This window comes from Bacteroides mucinivorans, assembly GCF_034654355.2.
In the GTDB taxonomy this organism is placed as follows: Bacteria; Bacteroidota; Bacteroidia; order Bacteroidales; family Bacteroidaceae; genus Bacteroides; species Bacteroides nordii.
Map to the genome: position 1 here is coordinate 6,022,901 of NZ_CP178179.1, position 23,427 is coordinate 6,046,327.

The following is a 23,427-nucleotide window of genomic DNA, read 5'->3' on the forward strand; positions in this document are numbered from 1 at the left end:
ATTTTATTTAACTACTACCTTACGGGTTACCTCTCCATCGGCTGTCTGCAACTTTACAAGATAAAGTCCGCTGCCAAGGCATATGTTATCAGTTCCACCATTTGCAGCTTTCTGAGCAACTACCGAACCTACTGTATTGAATACGGTAACCATTCCTTCGGCACCTTCAAAAGAGATACCATTATCGTTAGAGTAAACATTGAAAGCATCCTTTGCATTTACATTGATGATACCTACACCTTCGGGAATTTCACCAAATCCTACTTCCAGATCATCAATATACCGAACACCGTTACTTCTGAGCTGAATATCGAATGAAGTAAGGTCCAATTTGGCAAGTTCTACATAAATACCATATTGTTTCCATTCGGTAGTAAGCTCCACATAAGGCACATTGTCCCAGCTTCCTCCGTTTGACGGATTATATAACTGACCAGTACCAATATGCATTTTAGTTCCATCTACATCGCTTTTTGCCCAAAATGTATAATAGAAATCATCTCCTTTATCAATAAAGAACGGATCAGCAATGTAATCTTCTGCATAGACACTTGTCACCTGTGATACACCTACGTGCCAGCTAAACCAGGTAGACACAATACCTGTAGTAATAATCTTACAAGCCTTATCAGCTTCCCCATTACGGTTCTCTGCTTTTTCAAAGGTTACTTCTACCTTATTAGTACCCGAAGTCCAGTTGTTATTAGAAGGAGATACCCAGCCGGCAGGTCTTACACCTATCACGTTTTCTTCTGAATCTTTGATGTCCACCCAACTGTCAAAACTGGTATTATACCCATCTACAAAATACTGTGCACTCATGTTTGCACTTACGAATAATAATGCTACTGCGTAAAATAATTTTCTCATACGAATTGATTTAAAAAGTTAATAATTATGTTATTGAAGTTTACTTCTTATTGTCGTAATGGCCATACCGGTTCAGAGCTTCCAGAAAGTAGTAATCGGCATAAACCAATGGGACATCAATTTCTTGATTGTGAGGGATACTACCCACACTATGCATCAGGATAAAGTTATTGTTAGTGCCCGGAACCGCCCGGTAAGCCGGTGAAGAGAGTGATTTAAGTATCTTAACTGCTGCATCGTAATATGTCTTTTCATTCGGTACATACGTAGCCAGTTCCAGAAAAGCAGAAGCAGCAATGGCCGCCGCCGATGCATCACGGGGAACTACTTTAAAGCGGTTAGGGTCATAGGCCCAATCGGGAACATACCCTTCCTGTCCGGCATTAAAGTCCCAGTAAGGAACCCCGTCTTCGGGAAGATTCGGATGGTTAAGCCAATAGTCTGCCGTATGTATGGCTATTTCGAGGAATTTCGGATTCTGCGTTTCACGATAAGCCATTGTGTAACCATATATAGCCCATGCCTGTCCGCGTGCCCATGCCGAATTATCAGAGAACCCCTGACAAGTGGCCTGATGAAGAACCTTACCTGTCAATGTATCATAATCTACTACGTGATAATTGCTATAATCTTTGCGTAACTGATTCTTCGCAGTTGTCTCCGCATGGGTGGTTGCTATCTTGGCATATCTTGTATCACCTGTCACTTTAGAAGCAAAATAGAGTAACTCCAGGTTCATCATATTATCAATAATCACCGGATAGAACCATTCATCTTTTCCATTCCAGGCTTTCCGGTAATTCCATGATTTTATACACCCTGTCACTTCACTGAAACGGGTAGTCAGAGAATTGGCAGCTTCTATAATCACATCTTTATATTCTTCTTTACCTGTAAGCCGATACCCGTTACCAAAACTGCAATAGATAAGAAAACCAATGTCATGATGACTTGTCAGCTTTTTCATCGGCTCCAGAGCCTCGGTCCATTTGATAGCACTCTGTTTCCAGCTCTCTTCCCGGTTGTGTTCATAGATATACCATAAACATCCCGGATAGAACCCTTCCGTCCAGTCATTCTTCGGAGTAGCAATCAACTTTCCGTCTTTACCCGTAGTACGTGGATACACAGTAGGTTCGGGAACCGCTTTGAGTTGATTGCTCAAATGTTGTTCGGCAACTAAAAAATCGTCATCAATGAGTGCTTTCTTTTTATCTGTTTGTACACAAGACATACAAAGAGAACAACTCAGCAGTAATAGTCCAATAATTCGCATATAGGTTAATGATTTCGTTATGTATTTTTTCTTTAGTAGTCAAGTAGTTATCACTTCGTTAGTAGTAAGTAGCAGATAGCATTCTACTTAACTACTTTGACTACTTACTACTTAACTACTATTTTACTGTTCTCCAGTGCCATAATACCAGCGCAGGTTACTAAGTGTCAGTCGCCAGGTATAAAATGGGTTACCACCACGATACTTCTCAACAGCACGGATAAGGTCATGATCCATTTCAAAAATCTCATCAGCAGCATACATGGTGCCACCGGGGTTATAAGGTTTGTTATAGTCGCTACGTTTCTTATCGGGCGCCCATTCTGTTTCTACGAATTCCAAATGTGGATTCTTTGCCGGATCAAGCAGGTATGGTTTCCAGAAATCAACACTCTTCTTTATTGAAGCTCCCCAGTTAACATCCCGTGCATAAAATTCATCGGCTACGTCATAACCTTCATAGCAAGCCATCGCATGACAGATCTCAGCAAAGAACAATAAGTCGTAAGCATGATAAGCAAAAGCATCACGTCCTAACAAATCAGTAGTAGTACCATTGGGATAGAGATTGTTTTTCACCCAGTTAGGATATTTGTTCTTGAAATAAGTAGTCACAATTGCTGCATCATTCAACGCTAACCCATAATAGTAGAACTGTTGCAAAAGGCAAGTTCCCCAATTATTTTCCCGCAGATCATTATCTTTAATAAATACATTGACACGTTTCCTGAACCAACTGTCTATCTCTTCTCTATCTTCCTGTGAAATCACATTACGAATGATACTATATCCTTCTACAGCCGGAGTATAAACACTCTCATGAATATTTGATTTGGACACAGCTACATTTACTTTTCCCCAAGCTTTCAGATATTCAACCGCTTTATTCAGGAATTTCTCTTCCTGAGAAAACGCATACGTTACACAAAGCTGATAAATAGCGTTCATCTCTCCGGAAATATCTACATTATTGGGATTGTTGGAAGTTGAGACCGCAGTAGTAGTTTTCCTATCATTGTTTACAATACTTTCCGCCGGGTTTCTCATCTGTTTAATGTATGCGCTTTTAGGAGGATTATTGCCTTTCTTCTCAATATCTTCTTTCATCTTATCATAATGATAACGGGTCATCATCAGATTTGGAAACATCAAATCTACATTATCCGTAGATTGGGCTTTTACGGCAAGCGAACTGCCTACCAATAGAAACAGGAGTAAAATGTGCTTTTTCATCGTCTATTATATTAATGTAACCAATGTGGAATAGTTGTTGTCAACTGATCACAGGAGCAAATGTAGGGAGGATACTGCAAACATAGGTTGATGTATTGTATCAGCAGTAGTATCGAATTATCTTTCGGACAATATAAACCTATAATACGGATAAAAATGCCCGTATACGGCCATATACACAGAAAACAAAGAATAGGTTTCATGCAGACAAAAACAAAGGAATACTCAAGGCAATATAATCCCCATTTCGTCCAACGGACAATAAAATCATCTATTTCGGACGATAGACAACATCTCATTTTCACAACATCCTCTACTTTTGTAAGTAGTAAAACAAAATCAGCCTCACAAATTGATTAAATTATGAAAAACAAGATCATTACCTCTGTGCTGTTAGCAGCATCTATCTCTTTCTCCGGTAACATGTCCGCACAAGAACTTTTCCGGGCAGACTTTGAAACCTACGAAACAACTCCTTATTTCTTCCGTTTCGGCAATAAAGGAAAGTTAGGCGATTACAAACCCAAGTCACGCTGGATGTATTCGCATGAAGTAATAGATAATCCGGTGCCCTCTGCCGAAAGTAACAATTCGGCCAAAGTATTACGTTACTCCTCCATGGAAGCACGCGACTACGGACTAAAGTTCCTGTTTGATACCCCCATTGGCATTGATGACTTAAAAGTAGTAGAATTTACAATCTATCAACCACTCAATGTGATTGGTAAGGATACAGATGACTTTGAAGATCCGGCTGAAAAACAAGATATTTGCATCAAGCTGCTTTCTAAGTTTAATACTACGAATGATTTCAGACAAGACGAAGGTATACTCCTTAACAAATCTGTCTACGATTTTACTACTGAAGGGCAGTGGATCACCTATACATTCAAGTTCAATAAAGCAGCTTACTCCAGCCAGATAAGTAAATTCACGAACGGAGTATTGGGAGTGGCCATATTACCTACCTATAATTCAAATGTCACACTGTATGAAGACGAACAACATGTTTGTTATATCGACAATATCATAGTTAATCCTGTACCTACCGGTATCAACAATCAGAATACCGAAAAACTGATGATCAACTACAGTAACGGACAACTCATTATTTGCGGCACAGAAAACGGCCCTGCCCGTGTGACGGTTTATGACACAAACGGATGTTCGGTAACAACATCAGAAGTCACCGTAGAAAACGGAAAAACTTCACTAATTTTGCCGCTTGATAATAATAAGGTATATTTGGTAAATGTAGTAACACAAAATCAGAGTTATCGCCAAAAGATCAGTAAACTATGAAACGCATACAAACCTGTTTGATACTAATCGGACTGCTATGTATCAGTAACCTGTACGCAACAGATAATGAAAAGACAGAAACAATCCGTCGGCTAAGACAGGAGTTTACAAAACATATCAACGGGACTCCTGTAACCGCCTATACATTGCAAGAGTCTCTGGCTCTGATTGACGCGGAAGGCCGTTTTACAGACAAACGTGCAGAAGAAGAGCTAATTATCCGTAATAATTATGCTGCCGGAACTAACATGGCTCACTGTATCCAGATTAATAATCTGACACGGGACTGCTTTGAACGGTTACAGGTCATAGCAGAATCCTATCGCGGGAAGAAGAATCTTGATCCTCAGGATAACGGGGTACAAACCCTTTTACGTGGCATCGCCTTTTACGGCAAAATGGAAAATGAACGTAACAATGATGCTCCCGGGCGCTTTCATGCTTCCTGCTTTGCCACTCCACGGGCAGCCGTAAAAATCTACTTTGCGCTGCTTGACCTGATGGATAGAATCGAAACGGGTGAAGTAAAAGACTCAACAGCCCTTCTGGCACATCAAAAGCTATTTGACGTGGGTTTTCAATCATGGACACAACCCTACAGACACGATGAAACAGACAAAAACGTGGTAAGCGTAGAGAGATTTCGCAAGCACGTCTGGTGGGTAGGAGGCAATGCACTCGATTATCGTCCGGTATTGGAGGCAGCTGTCATGATGAGTTCGGTTCCTATGATAGACGTACTTGCCGAAGTAGCCATCCGTTCGCTCTCTGTCGTGTCACAAACCACTTATGACGAGGCTTTCTGGACAGAAGGCACCACTGCCGATGGGGCCGGATGGGGACATGGAAAGCAATGTCTCGTTTGGGGATATCCTATAGATGGACTGAAGGGAACGTTCCGTATATTAAAATACCTGCAAGGATCTCCGTGGGCCAAACAACTCTCGCGGGAGAATGTGGAAGTAGTACTCAACTATATCCGTTGCTCTGCCTTTTATCATCATAAAGGCATCATTCCACCACTTGTAGACCGGGGAAATATGACACGCAAAAATAACCGCCGGGGGAATGTACCTTCACATATCCTGGCCAGAACATTACTGGCCGACTGGCATTCGTCACTCACTCCTGAAGAGGTTAATGAACTGAAACTGTTTGTTGATGAATCCTCCCGCCAGGATGTACAAATGGCCTCCGCACCCGATGGATACTATCACGGTACCCGTTATTTCTATAACAATGACGACCTGATAAAGAAAACAAATGATTACTATCTCTTTATCAATATGGGATCTGTCCGGGTAGACGGATTGGAGAGTGCTTATCCCGGTGCAGCAGGCTATAATCTCTATAGTGCCGATGGAGTCACTCTTTTCCAACACGATGGAAGTGAGTACCGTAATATCACAGGAGCCATGAAACTTACGGCTTGGCCGGGTGTCACTACACGCCAGACTCCTACAGAACTAAACCCAATCGAAAACTGGAGTGGATATACCAGTTCTTATGACTTCGCTGCCGGAGCAACTGATGGTAAAGGAGATTTTGCAACTGGTTTCATCTATCAGAAAATCAATGCAAAGATGAAAGGAAACCCGGATGCCTCTGAAGCCAAAGATGTAAACAAAGACATATACGGTGTACGGGCTTACAAAAGCTACTTTATGTTTGACGATGTATTCCTTGCCCTGGGAGCCGGAATCACCAACCTCTCCCCGGAGAAAGAAGGGAATATCACTACTACGATTGAACAGACTTATAGCCCGGTTGCTCCTGAGATAGAAAAAAAGGGGAAAATCAATTGGATACGCCACGAAGGTTTCACCTACGGAGTAATTCCCCAGCAGACTTCAGGTGAAGTGAAATGGAACCGCGAAGAGCGTGTTACCGACTGGCAAAGACTTTGCAAAGCCAACACAGAACCGGAAACAACAGTACCGGTATTCCAGATGGAAATCGTACACGGACGGGAAATAAAAGATGCTACCTATGCTTATGTAGTAGATTGTAAAGGCGAATTCCCCCAAAAGATACCTGCCATACTGGCTAACAACACCCATCTGCAAGCAGCTGAAAACCCGAAAGGAACAAAGTTAGGAGCCGTTTATTTCGATACCTCCGTTACAGCAAAAAGTAAATTCGGGACATTCAGGGTATCTTCGCCCGCAGCCTTGTTTGCGGAGAAAAAAGATGGGAAACTCATTCTCACAGTTACAGATGCTTTGATGAAAAAGGGGCTGAACAGCCTGACTGTATATACCTCTGTACCCGTCAGAGGTGAAGGAGTCAGCAAACAGTCTAAGAATATCTATGAAATAAAGATTCCCCTACCGGCAGGAGCACATTGCGGACAACCTGCTACGGTAACATTAGAATTACTCTGACAACTCTATGAATCAACCTGTATGAAACAAACGCACTTTTAAGTGGATTCATTTTCCGCCTTCTGCTCCGGTTTATACACTACTATAAATCAGGGGCAGAAATGCGGAAATTGATATAATGTGAAATCTAACTAAGTAGTATTTCAAATTTAGTTCATACTATGACAGCGTTTTATTGAAATGCAAATGATCGCAGATTTTCGCAGATTAAATAGCTGCGCTATACTTGAGCGATGATATGCTTTGCGTGAATCTGCGAGTTTCTGCGTTTCAATAATAATATCCTATAATTTCGAACGATTACTTACCATTAATAAACTATCATTTTATGAAAAAGAAGCTTTTAACTTTTTTAATGGCACTGGCTCTATTAACAGGCGGCGGTGCATTGGTTCAGGCACAGACAAAAGGTACACATTCTTTCCGTCTGGGCGATAATCAATTCTGGCTGGATGATAAACCGTTCCAGATTATCTCCGGTGAGATCCATCCGTCACGTATCCCCGCAGAATATTGGAAACAACGAATACAAATGATCAAGGCAATGGGATGTAATACCGTAGCTTGCTATATCATGTGGAACTATCATGAAAGTGAACCGGGTGTATTCGATTTTCAGACAGGCAATAAAGATCTGGAGAAATTTATCCGGACTGTGCAGGAAGAAGATATGTTCCTTTTATTCCGTCCCGGACCTTATGTTTGCGGTGAATGGGATTTCGGTGGATTACCTGCTTATCTGCTATCTACACCGGATCTGAAAATCCGTTGCATGGATCCACGGTATACTGCTGCTGTGGAGCGTTATGCTACTGCAATAGCCCCTATTATCAAAAAGTACGAAGTTACCAATGGCGGTCCTATCATCATGGTACAAGTGGAAAACGAATACGGAAGCTATGGCAATGACCGTACATATATGAAGTGGATTCATGATCTTTGGAGAGACAAAGGTATTGAAGTCCCATTCTACACAGCTGACGGAGCTACTCCTTATATGCTCGAAGCAGGAACACTTCCCGGTGTAGCCATCGGTCTTGACCCGGCTGCTTCAAAGGCAGAATTCGATGAAGCCCTGAAAGTACATCCCGATGCCAGTGTATTCTGTTCCGAGCTTTATCCCGGATGGCTTACTCACTGGCGTGAAAACTGGCAACACCCGTCTATCGAAAAGATTACAACGGATGTGAAATGGCTGCTTGATAATGGCAAATCGTTCAACTACTACGTGATACACGGTGGAACAAACTTTGGATTCTGGGCAGGAGCCAATTCCCCCCAGCCTGGTATTTACCAACCGGATGTGACCAGCTATGACTATGATGCTCCTATCAATGAAATGGGACAGGCTACCCCCAAATATATGGCGTTACGTGAATTGACCCAGAAGTACAGTAAAAAGAAACTTGCTCCGATTCCTGCTCCGATCCCTGTCATTACATTCCCTGCAACAAAAACACAGAAATATGCAAGCATCTGGGATAACCTTCCTGCTGCTAAACCAATTGTTCAACCACTTCCGATGGAAATGATGAATCAATATGAAGGAATGATATTGTATCGTACGAAACTGATTGGTCATAAGAGCGGTACACTCCGTGTAGATGAAGTACACGATTACGCTACTGTCTTTCTAAACGGACGCTACATCGGAAGTATCGACCGTACACTGGGGCAACACTCCATTGACCTTCCGGTTTCCAATGTAGAAAATCCGGTACTTGATATCCTGGTAGAGAGTATGGGACGCATTAACTTTGCCGCACAGATGATTGACCGTAAAGGTATCACCGACCGTGTTACTCTGAACGGAATGACATTAATGAACTGGGACGCATTTAATATCCCCATGTCTACAGAATATGTATCAAAACTGAAACAAACCGACACTGTGCGTCCGGGTATGTTCTTCAAAGCCACTGTACAACTGGATAAAACCGGAGATTGCTACATCGACATGAAAGACTTCACAAAAGGACTTGTTTATGTCAACGGACACAACCTGGGACGCTTCTGGAATGTGGGTCCTCAGTACCGTCTGTATTGTCCGGGAGTCTGGTTGAAAGAGGGTGCAAACGAAATCATCGTCTTTGACATGCATCAGACAGAACCAGGGGTAATAAAAGGAGTAGAAACACTGGAATAAAACTACAAAAACCAGGATGTACCCTGTATAAACTGGTACATTTTGTCTGTAATAGGGGGCATTTTTGTCCGAATACACTATTGTAGCATTCACCAATACACAGAGTGCAGCCTGGTTCAAATCAAATGCATTTTATTTGCACTACCGGAATGGGAGATAAACGTTATGTCTCTACACCGCTAATTTATCAAATAATTAATTTTTTAATCTTAAAAAACTATGAACACAGAAACGTTACATTTTAAATTTCTAAAAGTGTTTTGCTGTGTATTGCTACTGCAACTGGGATGGAGCCATGCGCTCGGATCTGTGACAGAAGCAAATCAGACCCGCCATATACAGGGTGTGATCACTGATAGTCAGGGAGAAACTTTACCTGGCGTAAACGTGCTGGTAAAGGGTACATCTATCGGAGCTATTTCCGATATCGATGGTAAATTCACTTTGCAGGTACCGTCACCCAAATCTGTATTGATCATCTCCTATATAGGATATGAAACATATGAAGTGATTGTGGGTAACAAAACATCGTTTAACATTGTACTGGAAGACCAGATGAATGCATTGGACGAAGTAGTGGTAGTGGCCTACGGATCACAAAAGAAACAAACGGTAACCGGCGCCGTAAGTATGATGAAAAGCAGTGAATTGGTAGCCGCTCCGGTAGCCAACGTTACCAACGCACTGGTTGGTAAATTGCCGGGAGTAATTACTCAACAACCAGGTGGACGTCCCGGTGAGGATGCTGCCACTATCCTGATTCGTGGTAAGTCTACTTTCAACGATGCCTCTCCTCTTATTATCATTGACGGTGTAGAACAGGAATCATTTTCACAACTTGATGCAAATGAAATTGAAAGCCTTTCCGTACTGAAAGACGCTTCGTCTACTGCCGTATATGGTATCCGTGGTGCAAACGGTGTTATCCTGATCACTACCAAAAGAGGCAAAGAAGGAAAGCCGAAAATTTCAGTCACCGCCAACTGGGGATTACAACGCCCTACACAGATTCCCGAATTCCTGGGTTCATACGAACACCTGGTACTTCGTAAAAAAGCATGGGAGAATGATGGAAAAGATCCGTTGCAACAAGACAACGGACTGCTTACAGACGAATCACTGGAAGGTTTCCGATTGGGAGAAGATCCCTATCGTTATCCGGATGTAAACTGGTATGACGAAATGGTAAACAAAAGAGGTGCCCTTCAACAACAGTATAATATCAACATTTCCGGAGGTACCAAAGCAGTGAGGTATTTTATCTCACTGGGATACTTAAATCAGGGTGGTATGTTCAAATATACCGACCTGCAGAAAGACTACAATCCTCAGGTGTACTATCGCCGTTTCAACTTCCGCTCAAACATCGATTTAAATATCAATAAGTATCAGACCTTATCTGCCAATATTTCCGGACGTTCGGGTGAAATGAATGGATTCAAAGGTGCATCAGGCAGTTATTTTCAGGGATTGATCGCCAAAGAACCCTGGAGACATCCTATCTATAACCCGGATGGTTCTATTGCCGCTGTGCAAGGTTCGGGTAATCCGCTTACTAGCATTGCATATAGTGGATATGAAAACTCAAAGACTAACTATTACGACATTGTAGGAACTTTGCACAATGACCTGAGCTTTATCACAAACGGCTTGTCATTTGATATGAGTATATCATTCAATAACAATTTCGGCTCAACAAAAAAATATACGGATGGTATTGATACTTATTATTATGAGCCTAACACAGGACGTTATGACCAATTAGGTGAAGATTCGCCCTTCCGCTTTAGTGAAGATAAAAAGACCGATCCAATGCGACGTACCAACTTACAGCTGAAGGTAGGTTACGGACGTAGTTTCGGTAAACATAATATCAATTCCATATTGGTTTACAACCAACAGAAAACAACAAGCGGAAGTAGTATACCAAGTGCATTGATGGGATATGCCGCCCGCATAGAATATGGCTTTGCTGATAAATATCTGGGTGAAGTCAGTCTGGGATACAATGGATCAGAAAACTTTGCCAAAGGTCATCGCTTCGGATTCTTCCCATCCGGTTCATTGGGATATGTGATCTCCGAAGAAGCATTTATGGAGAAAGTGAAAAAAGTTATCCCTTATTTAAAGGTAAGAGGTTCGGTAGGTCTGGTTGGTAACGACAAATCAAAAGACCGTTTCCTCTATATGGGTGAGTTTTCCGGACAAGGTATATACGCAGGAGGAGGAACTCCCAGTTTCGGTTTCGGTACAACCAATCCTTCAACCAACGGAGGTATCTATGAAAAAAGAAACGAAAATAAACTGTTGACCTGGGAAACGGCTTTGAAAGGTAATATCGGTCTGGAAGCCCGCTTATTCTCAAATGATCTACTCAGCTTTACAGTAGACGTTTTTAAAGAACACCGTAAAGACATCCTTCTTCAAGGACGTTCTACCCCGCAAATTATTGGCTTATCCAGTCCTTACCTCAACATAGGTGAAGTGAAGAACTGGGGATATGAATTTGAACTCTCTCACCGTCATCATATCGGAAAAGTAGACTACTATATTCGTGGTAACTACAGTTTCGCACGCAACGAAGTTATTAACTATGATGACCCGGCAGGAACACCTGATTATCAAAAAATAGCCGGATTCAGAATTGACCAGTTCAGAGGATATCAGGTACTCGGATTTTTCCAGAATGCAGAAGATATTAAAAGTTCACCAGATCAGACAACTCTGGGAGGCCCTATCATTCCGGGTGACCTGAAGTATTGGGACCGTAACGGAGATGGCTCTCTGACAGATGCAGATAAAGTAGCTATCGGCTATTCACGTATACCTGAAATCATGTACTCAATCACTCCGGGTATTATCTGGAAAGGCTTGGAAGTATCGGTTCAGTTCCAGGGAGCCGCTCACGCTTCCGTATTGTTTGCCGGAAATGCCGGTTATGAATTCGGTGGTGGTGCAGGAGGAGGACAGGTTTCAGAAATTCACAAGAACTACTGGACTCCCGATAATCCTAACGCAGCGTATCCGTCACTACACATGGCAGCAAAACACAGCAACAAAAACATCAACTCATTCCATTTGAAATCTGCCGATTACATTCGCTTGAAGAACGTGCAGATTACCTACTCGTTCCCTTCCAAAATCTATCGTAAACTGGGAATGACAGGACTGAAAGTTTATTTGAACGGAAGCAACCTCTATACATGGTCCAAGATTGATAACTTCGACCCGGAAACCGTAAATAATAGTGGAGAGGTTTATCCGCAACAAAGTGTCTATAATTTTGGTGTAAACATTAACTTTTAATCAATTATGAAGAAATTATTTATCATATATGTTATAGCGGCTTCTATAGGCCTCTCTTCCTGTACAGGATTATTTGGAGAAGGTCAGCTGGACATGGCTCCGGTAGAAGACATCAATGAGGATAAGATATTTTCGGACTATGCCATGTTCCGTCAATATGCAGATCAGACTTATTCTTATATGCCCGGTCATCTGGGACGTTTATGGAATTCATTGGTTTCCTCTATGGGGGATGAATCACGTAATAAGGGAGGATGTACCGCCATTTTCAACAACGGGGCATGGGACGGTACCCAAATGGAATCAAGCAACAAAATGTTTGATGCCAATAATGAGATTTCAACTATGTGGCAGAATATGTACATTGGTATCCGTAAAACCAATAAAATTATCGAAAACATAGACAGAATACCTAATTTCCCATCACAGGAAATCAAAGATCGTTGTCTGGGAGAAGCTTACTTCCTGCGTGCTTTCTTCTACTTCGAACTGATCAAACGTTGGGGAGGAGTACCTATCATTGATCATACACTGACTTTGAACAAAGATAATCTGGACTTACCACGCGACACCTATGAAAAATGTGTTGAGTTTATCGTAGGGGATTGTAATACGGCTGCCGGCCTGCTGCCCTCAAAGTATGCCGATGCTGACAACGGCCGCGCTTCTGTAGGAGCGGCAAAAGCACTGAAATCAAGAGTACTGTTGTATGCTGCCCGACCATTGCACAATCCTTCCAATGATATAACAAAATGGGAAAAAGCAGCCAAAGCAGCCAAAGATGTAATCGACCTGAAACTCTATACGCTTTATCCCGATTATGTGAACATGTTTTTCCAGCCGGTTTGCAGCGAAATCATCATGAATCGTCCGCGTATCAAAATGAACTTTGAACAGGGACATACCAACGGAAGTACATTCTGGACTCGTTTCATTGCTACACAAGGATATGACGGATGGGCAGGAGAATGGGTAACTCAAAATATGGTTGACATGTTTGAAGACTCTAAAGGCTATCCAATTACGAATTCTAAGATTTACAAAGACGAAGATCCATATGCAAACAGAGACCCCCGTCTGGATATGTGCGTACTGCGTAATGACCGGTTCTGGTATAATCGTAAACTGGAATTTTGGGTATCAGCCAATGGAAAAGAAACAGGACGTGACAAAGGAACCACTCATATCAATGTATTGGGTTATGCCATAGCCAAATTCTGGCCGGAAGCACATCAACGATATAAAGGTACTTCCACCTACATGAACTATATCTTCTTCCGCTATGCAGAGATTCTGCTGAACTTTGCCGAAGCACAGAATGAGGTAGGAGGTCCGGAAAGTTCACTGGAAGGACTCTCTGTAAGAGACGTACTGACAGAGCTTAGAGGACGTGTAGGACAGGTGCCTGTCCCAACAGACATCTCGGATACAAAAGAAAAAATGCGTGAACGTATCTACAATGAACGGGCCGTGGAACTTTGTTTCGAAGAACATCGCTGGTATGATGTGCTGTCCTGGCATAAAGGAGTAGAATATTTCAATAAAGATATTTATGGTATTCGTGTAGTGAAGAATACAGATGGAACCTTCACTTATTCCCGTGAAAAATATGAAACTCCTACATTTAAAGAGCACATGCATCTCTATCCGATACCTAACAATGAGGTATATAAGAGTGCCGTTTTGGAACAAAACCCGGGATGGAAATGATGATGGTATAAACCCTAAAATATGATTCAAATGAAGAGATTTATATATTTGTGCACGTTTCTGTGTGCACTACTTCTATCGGTAACGCCGGTAAAAGCACAAAAGACCCAAAAAAGCTCAACAGTAACTGTTGAGGGTATTGTGGTCGACGAAAATAATGTCCCTATGCCCGGTATCACAGTTAACGTACAGGAGAAACAAACAGATGCCGTGACTGACGAAGATGGTAAATTCTATATGCTGCTCGATCCGTCGGATGTACTGGTAGTTAACTTAAAAGGATACCGTCCGGTTGTTACACGCCTCAATAACCAATCAGTTTATACATTGAAACTGGTAAAGTATATGACTCATGAAGACGAAATGATTGGCGTATCTTACGGAGAACAATCCAAGAGAAGTATGACTTCGGCTGTATCAAGTATTGGTACCGATGTTATCGAAAAGAATACGGTAACTAGTATTGAACAAGCTATGAACGGAACTTTGTCCGGACTCTATTCATTGAAAAACGGAGGTGAAAAGTTCGGTAAAAGTAACTATACTTTTTATGTGCGCGGTATGGCAACCAATGCCAATGCTAAACCTTTGATTTTAGTTGACGACATAGAAGCCAACATTGACTTGATGGATTTCAATGAAGTGGAAAGTATCTCTGTATTGAAAGACGCGTCGGCCCTGGCCATGTATGGTATGCGCGGAGCCAACGGTGTTATTTTAATAAAAACAAAACATGGTAGTGAAGTAAAGCACTCTATTAATGTGGATATCCGTGCAGGATTCCAGACAACAGAAAGAATGTCCGACCGGTTGAATGCTTACCAATACACTACTCTCTATAATGAAGCATTAAGAAATGACGGTTCGGCACCAATGTATAATCCCGATATGTATCTCCGTGCAGACAGAGATCCCTATCTTTATCCGGACGAAAATTACAAAGACCGTTTCATTGGTAAGAACTCTCCTTTCCAGCACTATAACTTTTCAGCTTCAGGAGGTAACGGACTGGCACGTTATTTTGTAACTGCCGGTTATATGAAACAGGAAGGTATCTTCAAAGATGCTGCTGCCAATAACACATACGAACGTTTCAACTACCGTTCAAATCTGGATATTAACCCGATTAAGGGAATGCTGTTCAATATTCTGGTTTCTGCAGCTATTGACAAGAGTTCGGCTGCTAATACAGGTTCGGAAGTACCTGCCGCTACTAATTCCGTATTTAATACTCTGATGACTCTGCCGGCAAACGCTTTCCCAATGTTCAATAAGAACGGATCACTCGGAGGTACTTCTGAGTATCAGACGAATCCTTACGGACTTTTGAACCGTCACGGTTATCGTAAAGACGAATCTCGTCTGCTCAATGTACAGGTGAAAGGTAAATATGACCTGGATATGCTGTTACCAGGGCTTTCGGTTGATGCTTATTATGGTTTCGAAAACTTCAATATGCAGTACCTGAGCATCAATAATACGTATGCTGTATTCCAGGAAAACGCAGATGGTACCTATACGCAGTTTGGTAAAGATGAATATAAAAACAGCCGTAAATCAGAGATGATGGGTGGATTCTACCGCTATAACACACTGGGTGCGGGAGCCAACTACAATCATACTTTCGGAGATATACATGATCTGGCAGTTCGCTTGTTCTATAATCATTCCAGTGAAACAGTTCCGGGTGATAATCCCGATTACAAATATCAGGGGCTGGCATTGCGTGCACAATATGGTTTCAACAAACGTTACTATGCAGAAGTAACTGCTTCTTATCAAGGCTCCAGCAATTATAAAAGCGGAAAACGTACCGGACTTTTTCCGGCTATCGGACTGGCATGGATTGCTTCGGATGAGAAATGGCTTCAATCAGCAGAAGCAATCGATTTTCTGAAGTTCAGAGCATCTTATGGCATAAACGGTAATGACCAGACCGGTGGACGCCGTTTCCCTTATCGCCAGGAATTTACCTCTTCAGGTGGGTATGCATTCGGTAATCCCAACGGAAGTACGGACGGCTCACAAGAAGGAACATTGGCCAATCCCAATGAAACATGGGAAAAGTCATACAAACTCAATGTAGGATTCGACCTTGAACTCTGGAAAGGACTTTCATTGACAATGAACTATTTCAATGAAAAACGCCGTGACGTATTGGTAGACTACTCTAATATTGTTCCTTCACTGATTGGTATCGGTCTGTCCAAATACAATGGCGGATCAATTGACAATCAGGGTATCGACCTGAACATCCTTTATAACAAACAATACAAGGATGGTGGATTCTTTATCGGAGGAAATATGGTATGGGCAAAAAACAAAATTATCGACTTAAAAGAAGTAGCTTACAAATATGCTCACCAATACCGTAAAGGACATTCTATTAGTACACAATTTGGTTTTCAGACCAATGGATTGTATACCAATGCGGATCAACTGGTCAATGCTCCTACAGGCTCTTTCGGAACTCCTGTACTGGGTGATATCATCTACAAAAACCAAAGCCCGGAGGATGATAATGTAATTGATGAGTCTGATAAGGTAGCATTAGGAAATACCCTGCCGGAAATTATTTTCGGTGCTACATTAGGTGGTAACTATAAAGGATTTGATATTCAGTGTAATCTGGAAGGATCAGCCTTATTCTCTACTTTTTATACTCCGAATAAGTTTACTCCTTACGCTTACGAGAACCGTTGGAATCCGGCTAATCCTACCGTACAGACAGCATATCCGGGTCTGAGTATCTCTCGTGATTACAATACACAGACTTCTGATTTCTGGGAGAAAAAGACCTCCATGCTTCGCATTTCGTCGGCAGAGGTGGGATACACATTCCCCAAGCAACTGGTAAGAAAAATATTCCTTTCTTCATTACGTCTTTATGTGAATGCAAACAATCTGTTTACTTTCTCAAATGCAATTGACGGTCGTAACCCGGAAGCTATGAATGCCGGATATTCTGAATATCCCCTGCTGAGAACATTCTCGGTTGGTATATCTATAAAACTTTAAAAACACTACGATTATGAAAATCAATAAATATATTATAGGTTTAGGTTTGACTTTCTCTTTTCTTTTCGCCGGCTGTGATTCATTTCTGGACCCGGAGAAAGACGGTAAACTGGGAGAAGACGACATATGGAATGAAACCCGGCGAGCTTTCGGATTCATGAACGATGCGTACAACAAACTACCTAGCGGCTACAATCGGATTGATAACGCCATGTTGGCAGCAGGATGCGATGAAGCAGTACACTCGGACGTGACAAGTGACATCAAAGGTTTCAATAATGGTACATGGGATTCTTATTTCCTTGTAGAAAACGTATGGACTAAAAACTATGAGGGAATCCGGATCGTAAACCGGTTTCTTGAAAAGATTGATGAACTTAAAATGCCGGTAAAGCCGACTACTTCCGGAACGAATGAAGAGTTGGTCCGCACCCGCGAACGTATGAAAGGAGAGGCCCACTTCCTGCGTGCTTATTTCTATTTTGAATTAATCAAACGCTACGGTGGCGTACCATTGATTACAAAATCATTGACAGTTGAAGAGGCCCAACAAGTAACACGTGCGTCCTATGACGATTGTATGAAACAGATTATCGCTGACTGTGATACTGCTGCCAACCGGTTACCGGAACAATACAAAGGAAGTTCCGAAAGTGTAGGATTTGATGATAAGAAAGAGTTGGGACGACCGACTACCGGTTCTGCATATGGTTTGAAATCACGTGCACTTCTCTACTGGGCAAGTCCGTTGAACAATCCTAATAATGATAAGCAACGTTATAAACTCGCGATTGATGCCGCTCAAAAAGTTGTTGCATCGGCATTCAGATATAAGCTGATGGCCTTTACTGAAGAAGATGAAACCTTTACCGACTTGTATGCTGTTAGTGAAAACTTCCTGCAATATCATCGGGAGATAGTATTCTCTACCAAATATAACACTACAACAAGTGTAGAAAGCCAGAATTCCCCACTCACTATGGGAGGAAAGGGATTGACGAATCCGACACAGAACCTGGCAGATGCTTTCGGTATGGCTAACGGAAAAGGTATCAACGAACTGGGGTCAGGATATGACAAAGATCACCCATATGTAGGACGCGATCCGCGCTTCTATATGACTTTTGCTTATGACGGTTCTACATTTACAGTAAATGACAAAACTCAAACTATTGAAACATTTGAAGGTGGAAAAGATGCTACTGCTACTAATAAAACCGCTACTAAAACCGGATATTACCTGAAGAAGCTTCTTTCACCGCAAGCTGTATGGGATGGACGAACCAATAATATCACCCGTACCTGGATATTGATGCGCTATGCTGAAGTATTACTGAATTGTGCGGAGGCAATGAATGAGTATTATGATACACCAAGTGCTGCACCCAAAGATTCAATCTACAAAGTAGTGGAACTTATACGTAAACGTGCTCAACTGAACCCATATAAACTGCCTGCCGGACTAAGTAAAGAAGAGATGCGTGAAGTAATACGCAACGAACGCCGTGTAGAACTGGCATTCGAAGAGCACCGCTTCTTTGATATTCGCCGCTGGCGTTTGCTGGATAATCCGACAGAGAAAGCAAACTATTTGAAAATAGAAGGTATGCAAATTGTAAAGGATGCCAATGATGAACCTACTTATAAAAAATACACTGTAGAAAACCGGGTATTTGATGAACGAATGTATCTCTATCCGATTCCAAAATCAGAGATATTAAAAGCACCGGGAATCACCCAAAACCCGGGATGGTAATCCGGATTATAGTTATATGATACTACAGAAAAAGCTGCTTCAATTACGAGGCAGCTTTTTTGTAGTATCATATAACTTGTTTCAAAGCTTCAAACAAAGTGTTTCATTACTTCAAACAAAGTGTCTCAAAGCATGAAACAAGATAAAAAGATAATGGGGTTAATCTTCTTCTGACTCTTCACTCTTGTTTTTACCTTTTCTACAATTCTGTGGAGATACTCCATAGAATGATTTAAAACACTTACTAAAATAACGGGGCGATGAAAAGCCTAGCTGATAGGATATCTCAGAAACATTCAGATTAGGCTGATTAGTAATTAAATACATCGCTTCTTCAAGCTTTATTTTAAGCGTCAGCTCATTGGGAGTAAGCCCGGTTATTTCTTTTATCCTGAGATACAATTTACTCCGGCCAATACCCAATTCGGCAGCCAATACATTCATATCAAACTCAATATCCTCAAAATATTTTCGAATAATAGCAGTAGCACGATCTATTAATTCCTGATCCTGCTCATTGATGGCATTAGAAACAACCGGTGCCTTAGAAACATGGTTAAATCTTTCAAGCAACATTCTACGGGTCCGTACCAGATTATTGCAACGTGATACAAGTACTTTGATATTAAACGGTTTTGTTACATAATCATCTGCGCCAAACATATACCCTTCAACCGTATATTCCACTGAGGTCTGCGCTGTAAGTAAAACAACCGGGATATGTGATACGTCCAGACTGTTTTTAATTTTATGGCACATCTCTTTACCAGACATCTCCGGCATCATCACATCACTCAAAACAATATCAGGGTGTAACTCGCGCGTAGCTTCAAAACCCTCTTTACCATTGGTAGCTTTGTATACATGATAAATAGGAGCGAAGATATCTTCCAACATTTCCAATATCTCCAGATTATCTTCTACAATAAGAATACTGGGTTTATTATCAGAATCCTTCGAATCAACATCCATTTCTCCGGCTTTCTCTTCATTAGTAAGCTCCTGCTCTTTAACCGGTTCCTCCAACATTAACTCCTCTAAAGCCAGATCTTCCAATACTCCATCTTTTATCAGATGGAAATTGGATTCACTATCACTCAACACCTCTTTTGGGAAATGCTCATTGCCCGTCAGCAACGTAACAATGAAAACACTACCCTGACCAACTTCACTTTCAACCCGGATATTTCCCTTATGCAACTCCACAATCCCTTTGGATACAGCCAATCCGATACCTGTACCCAATGTAAACTCTGAACTTTGCCCGTCAACCTGATAGAAACGATCAAATATCTTGTGAATAGATTCTTTGGAGATACCTACACCATCGTCTTCTACCCGTATTTCCACTTCATTCTTGATTTTCCGGATGGAAACAGTAATACTGCCTTTTGCTTTGGTATATTTAAAGGCATTAGATAAAAGATTGAATATTACCTTCTGTAACTGAACCGGATCAAACCAAAGATTCAGTTTTTCCTCCATATGTTCGAACTTATAGTTAACAGAATGCTTCAAGGCATATTCATAAAAAGACATATAGATCTCTTTAGTGAAAGATACAATATCCATATACTCTACTTTCAGCTTCAGGAATCCTTGTTCTTGTTTCCGGAAATCGAGTAACTCTGATACCAGATCACGCATATGTCTGGCATTCTTATAAATTTTGAGTACCCGGTTGTAGACGGATGGATTGAGTTTGTTAAGTTGCAATAATAGTTCTACCTGTACAATAATAAGGGTAAGCAATGTACGGAACTCATGCGAAATGTTGGTAAAGAAACGAAGTTTTGTCTGATTTAATTCTTCAATATATTCCTTCTCCTTTCTTTCATATTCCAATGAGGCCTTCAACTTTGCCTGCCGCACATTGAAGCGGAAAATAGCATATAAAATACCTACCACCAATAATGCGTAAAGCAAGTAAGCCCAGACCGTAGCATAAAATGGCGGATTAATTTTGATACCAAGTTCAATTTGTTTTGTTTCCGTTTTAGCATCTTCCCATACCTCCCGGACAAGCAAACGATATTTTCCCGGACTTAAATTAGTATAACTGATAGTAGTAGAATGTGCCGGAAGCCAGGTATCATCAAGCCCTACCAACTTATATTCATACTGAAAATCATTGTTAGAAACATAGTTTGAAGTAGCAAACTCAATAAACAGGTTATTTTTATTGTAATCAAGTTCAATCTCCTTATAGTTGGACAAAGTTGAAGAAAGAATACCGGATTCATCTCCCGGTCTGACTTCCCTGTTGGATATCCAAAGCTTATCAAAATAAAGCTGGTATTCTTTTTTAGTGGTATAAAGTAGCTGTTCATAAAGGGATGTCAATCCATCAATTCCACCAAAGAAAACCTCTCCGTCTTTGGTAGAACAGACACTTGAACCCTGGTTAAAACTCATTTGAGGTATTCCGCAAACATGTTTCAATGTTCTGGTCTCAGGGTCAAAAAAAGAAACTCCTTTGTTATGCAGTACCATAAGATGATCATAAGGTGATTCGGCTATATAATAACAATAGTTACTTTGCAAATCTCCCTTTTCTGCTGTAAAATTCCTGAATGTATCCGTCTCGGGAAGATAAAGGAACAATCCGGAACCTAAAGTTCCAAAAAAAAGTTTCCCCTTACTATCCTCTAAAATATGAGTAATTCTAAATTTACCAATAGAAGTAGAATCCTCCATTACAGCATTATATTCTCTTACTTTATAATCGTTCAAATCAATCCGCACCACTCCTCCGTCCGATTTGGCAATCCACATCCTGTCTTTATTATCAATCAAAAAAGTTTCATAATAAAACTTCCTTTCTACTACCCGGTTAATTTCCTCATTAGTAGAAAGAGAAGAGAACGTCTCACTTTTCAAATCCATACTACAAACTCCTGCCTGAGTCAATACAATGAGTTTATCTTTATAAAATTGTATATCGTTCACAATATCATTGGGCAATGATGCAGGATCTCCTGGGTTATTCTTCAAAACCTTGACCGTTTGGGATTTTATATCAAATATATTAAGTCCACCGGTATGCGTACCAATATATAGCAGATCTTTATCTTTTAGATATTTAATACATTTCAAATTATTATGACTAATGCTTCTGGGGTTATCTTCCTGCATGAAACTCTTGAATTGTTTCGTCTGGCGATTAAAAAAATTAAGCCCTCCTCCTTCAGTACAAATCCATAAATTACCGTTTTTATCTTCTGCCATCTTACCTACGAAAGGAAAACTAAGATAGTTGGGATTATTTCGCCCTATCGCTCCATAGAAATGGTAAATATCAGCTCTCGGGTTAAAATGATTGATGCCACCAAAATAGGTCCCTACCCAGATATTTCCCTGTAAATCTCTATAAAGACCGAAAACGGATGAATGACTTAAACTATAGGGTACATTGTCTATTTGAGTATAACATTTCCATTTATCAGTAATAGGATCATATTTATTTAATCCATAAAACGTGCCAATCCATATATTTCCAAATTCATCCTCAACAACACTTCTCACATGATCGTCGGAAATTCCATTTTTACCTGCTGAATAACGGAAGTTTGTTATTTGATTCTGAGATGAAATACGATAGGCACCACTCGCATCCGTACTTACCCACAAATCGTTTCTCTTACTCTTATACAGGTATTTCACAAAAACACCAGATAACACCACTTTGGGAGAATCGGGTACACTGAATGGTATAGACAACAAGTTATTTTCTGTTCCTATCCATAAATATTCATTATCAGCCGTAAAGATACAACTTCCGTTTCCCAGGCCCGGATCTATATCACAAAACTTATGCAAACCTTCTTTATCCTCCAGATAATAAAATACAGCATGATCGGATATTACCCAAAGCGTATCATTTGAATAGCAAATACCATTAATTTCTTTTTGTGCCAAACAGGTAAATTCCTGTGTTGAAACATTATATTTCACCAGATCGTGTCCGGCCCGTAAATAGATAGAACCTTTCTTGTTACCGCAAATTGAATAGATCTCATTCTGGGTCAGTCCCTTATTATTTTGTGAAGGACGAAAGGCAGTAATCTCACGTCCGTTGTATCTATTCAGTCCCTCAAATGAGCCAAACCACATAGCTCCTATTTCATCCTGATAAAAAGAGAAAATACTTATTTGCGTTAATCCGTCCTTTACCCCCAAATGATGGAAATACACATCATTTGCTTTGGAAAATGAAAAGAAACAGAAGCAAAAAACAAATATCAACAGAGTTTTTATCGCTATTCTATTTAATTGATCATGCACTTTTTTTGTCATAACAAGCGGAGTATTTTGCCTTTTAGTATTAGTTATACATAAGAAGCAAAAATAAGCATTTAGAATGAATTATACAATATTACAACAATAAGTCTTTCAATTTACAACAAACAAATTAAAGAACCAATAG

11 protein-coding genes are annotated in these 23,427 nt (G+C 40.8%); 7 read left to right on the plus strand and 4 right to left on the minus strand.

The window, feature by feature from the left end:
- Positions 1–3: 3 nt before the first annotated feature.
- From VCM39_RS22500 to VCM39_RS22510, 3 genes are all read right to left on the minus strand, one after another.
- Positions 4–870, minus strand: coding sequence for a T9SS type A sorting domain-containing protein (locus VCM39_RS22500; RefSeq protein ID WP_221648333.1), 867 nt, complete (start codon positions 868–870; stop codon positions 4–6).
- A gap of 40 nt (positions 871–910) precedes the next feature.
- Entirely contained in the window at positions 911–2,146 is a 1,236-nt protein-coding gene (locus tag VCM39_RS22505; protein WP_221648332.1) for a glycoside hydrolase family 88 protein, read from the minus strand.
- Between the two features lie 123 nt (positions 2,147–2,269).
- Positions 2,270–3,379, minus strand: a complete 1,110-nt coding sequence (locus tag VCM39_RS22510; RefSeq protein ID WP_322932298.1) for an alginate lyase family protein — start codon at positions 3,377–3,379, stop codon at positions 2,270–2,272.
- Positions 3,380–3,742: 363 nt separating this feature from the next.
- On the opposite strand from VCM39_RS22510, the gene VCM39_RS22515 reads away from it, so the two are divergent.
- From VCM39_RS22515 to VCM39_RS22545, 7 genes are all read left to right on the plus strand, one after another.
- Positions 3,743–4,681, plus strand: coding sequence for a hypothetical protein (locus VCM39_RS22515; protein WP_322932299.1), 939 nt, complete (start codon positions 3,743–3,745; stop codon positions 4,679–4,681).
- Positions 4,678–7,065 carry a polysaccharide lyase family 8 super-sandwich domain-containing protein gene (locus VCM39_RS22520; RefSeq protein WP_322932300.1) on the plus strand — a complete coding sequence of 796 codons (2,388 nt, stop codon included), beginning with the start codon at positions 4,678–4,680 and terminating at the stop codon, positions 7,063–7,065. Before VCM39_RS22515 ends, VCM39_RS22520 begins: the two co-directional genes overlap by 4 nt.
- Before the next feature lie 328 nt (positions 7,066–7,393).
- Positions 7,394–9,211: a beta-galactosidase family protein gene (locus tag VCM39_RS22525; protein ID WP_322932301.1), complete on the plus strand. Its 1,818-nt coding sequence runs from the start codon at positions 7,394–7,396 to the stop codon at positions 9,209–9,211.
- A 219-nt stretch (positions 9,212–9,430) separates the two neighbouring features.
- Positions 9,431–12,517, plus strand: coding sequence for a TonB-dependent receptor (locus VCM39_RS22530; protein ID WP_322932302.1), 3,087 nt, complete (start codon positions 9,431–9,433; stop codon positions 12,515–12,517).
- 6 nt (positions 12,518–12,523) lie between these two features.
- Positions 12,524–14,227 (plus strand): RagB/SusD family nutrient uptake outer membrane protein, encoded by a 1,704-nt coding sequence (locus VCM39_RS22535; protein WP_221648326.1) that lies wholly within the window; start codon positions 12,524–12,526, stop codon positions 14,225–14,227.
- 30 nt (positions 14,228–14,257) lie between these two features.
- Positions 14,258–17,245, plus strand: coding sequence for a SusC/RagA family TonB-linked outer membrane protein (locus VCM39_RS22540; RefSeq protein WP_322932303.1), 2,988 nt, complete (start codon positions 14,258–14,260; stop codon positions 17,243–17,245).
- A 13-nt stretch (positions 17,246–17,258) separates the two neighbouring features.
- The gene (locus VCM39_RS22545) at positions 17,259–19,001 is read left to right on the plus strand and encodes a RagB/SusD family nutrient uptake outer membrane protein (protein WP_322932304.1); all 1,743 of its coding nucleotides are present in this window, start codon (positions 17,259–17,261) and stop codon (positions 18,999–19,001) included.
- A 159-nt stretch (positions 19,002–19,160) separates the two neighbouring features.
- On the opposite strand, the gene VCM39_RS22550 is transcribed toward VCM39_RS22545, so the two are convergent.
- A complete protein-coding gene (locus VCM39_RS22550) occupies positions 19,161–23,297 on the minus strand; it encodes an ATP-binding protein (RefSeq protein ID WP_322932305.1) in 4,137 nt (1,378 codons plus the stop codon).
- Positions 23,298–23,427: the final 130 nt, after the last annotated feature.

What these genes read in the sequence shown, in the direction of transcription:
- VCM39_RS22500 (WP_221648333.1), bottom strand. Translation starts at nt 870, where the DNA reads ATGAGAAAATTATTTTACGCAGTAGCATTATTATTCGTAAGTGCAAAC.
- VCM39_RS22505 (WP_221648332.1), bottom strand. Translation starts at nt 2,146, where the DNA reads ATGCGAATTATTGGACTATTACTGCTGAGTTGTTCTCTTTGTATGTCT.
- VCM39_RS22510 (WP_322932298.1), bottom strand. Translation starts at nt 3,379, where the DNA reads ATGAAAAAGCACATTTTACTCCTGTTTCTATTGGTAGGCAGTTCGCTT.
- VCM39_RS22515 (WP_322932299.1), top strand. Translation starts at nt 3,743, where the DNA reads ATGAAAAACAAGATCATTACCTCTGTGCTGTTAGCAGCATCTATCTCT.
- VCM39_RS22520 (WP_322932300.1), top strand. Translation starts at nt 4,678, where the DNA reads ATGAAACGCATACAAACCTGTTTGATACTAATCGGACTGCTATGTATC.
- VCM39_RS22525 (WP_322932301.1), top strand. Translation starts at nt 7,394, where the DNA reads ATGAAAAAGAAGCTTTTAACTTTTTTAATGGCACTGGCTCTATTAACA.
- VCM39_RS22530 (WP_322932302.1), top strand. Translation starts at nt 9,431, where the DNA reads ATGAACACAGAAACGTTACATTTTAAATTTCTAAAAGTGTTTTGCTGT.
- VCM39_RS22535 (WP_221648326.1), top strand. Translation starts at nt 12,524, where the DNA reads ATGAAGAAATTATTTATCATATATGTTATAGCGGCTTCTATAGGCCTC.
- VCM39_RS22540 (WP_322932303.1), top strand. Translation starts at nt 14,258, where the DNA reads ATGAAGAGATTTATATATTTGTGCACGTTTCTGTGTGCACTACTTCTA.
- VCM39_RS22545 (WP_322932304.1), top strand. Translation starts at nt 17,259, where the DNA reads ATGAAAATCAATAAATATATTATAGGTTTAGGTTTGACTTTCTCTTTT.
- VCM39_RS22550 (WP_322932305.1), bottom strand. Translation starts at nt 23,297, where the DNA reads ATGACAAAAAAAGTGCATGATCAATTAAATAGAATAGCGATAAAAACT.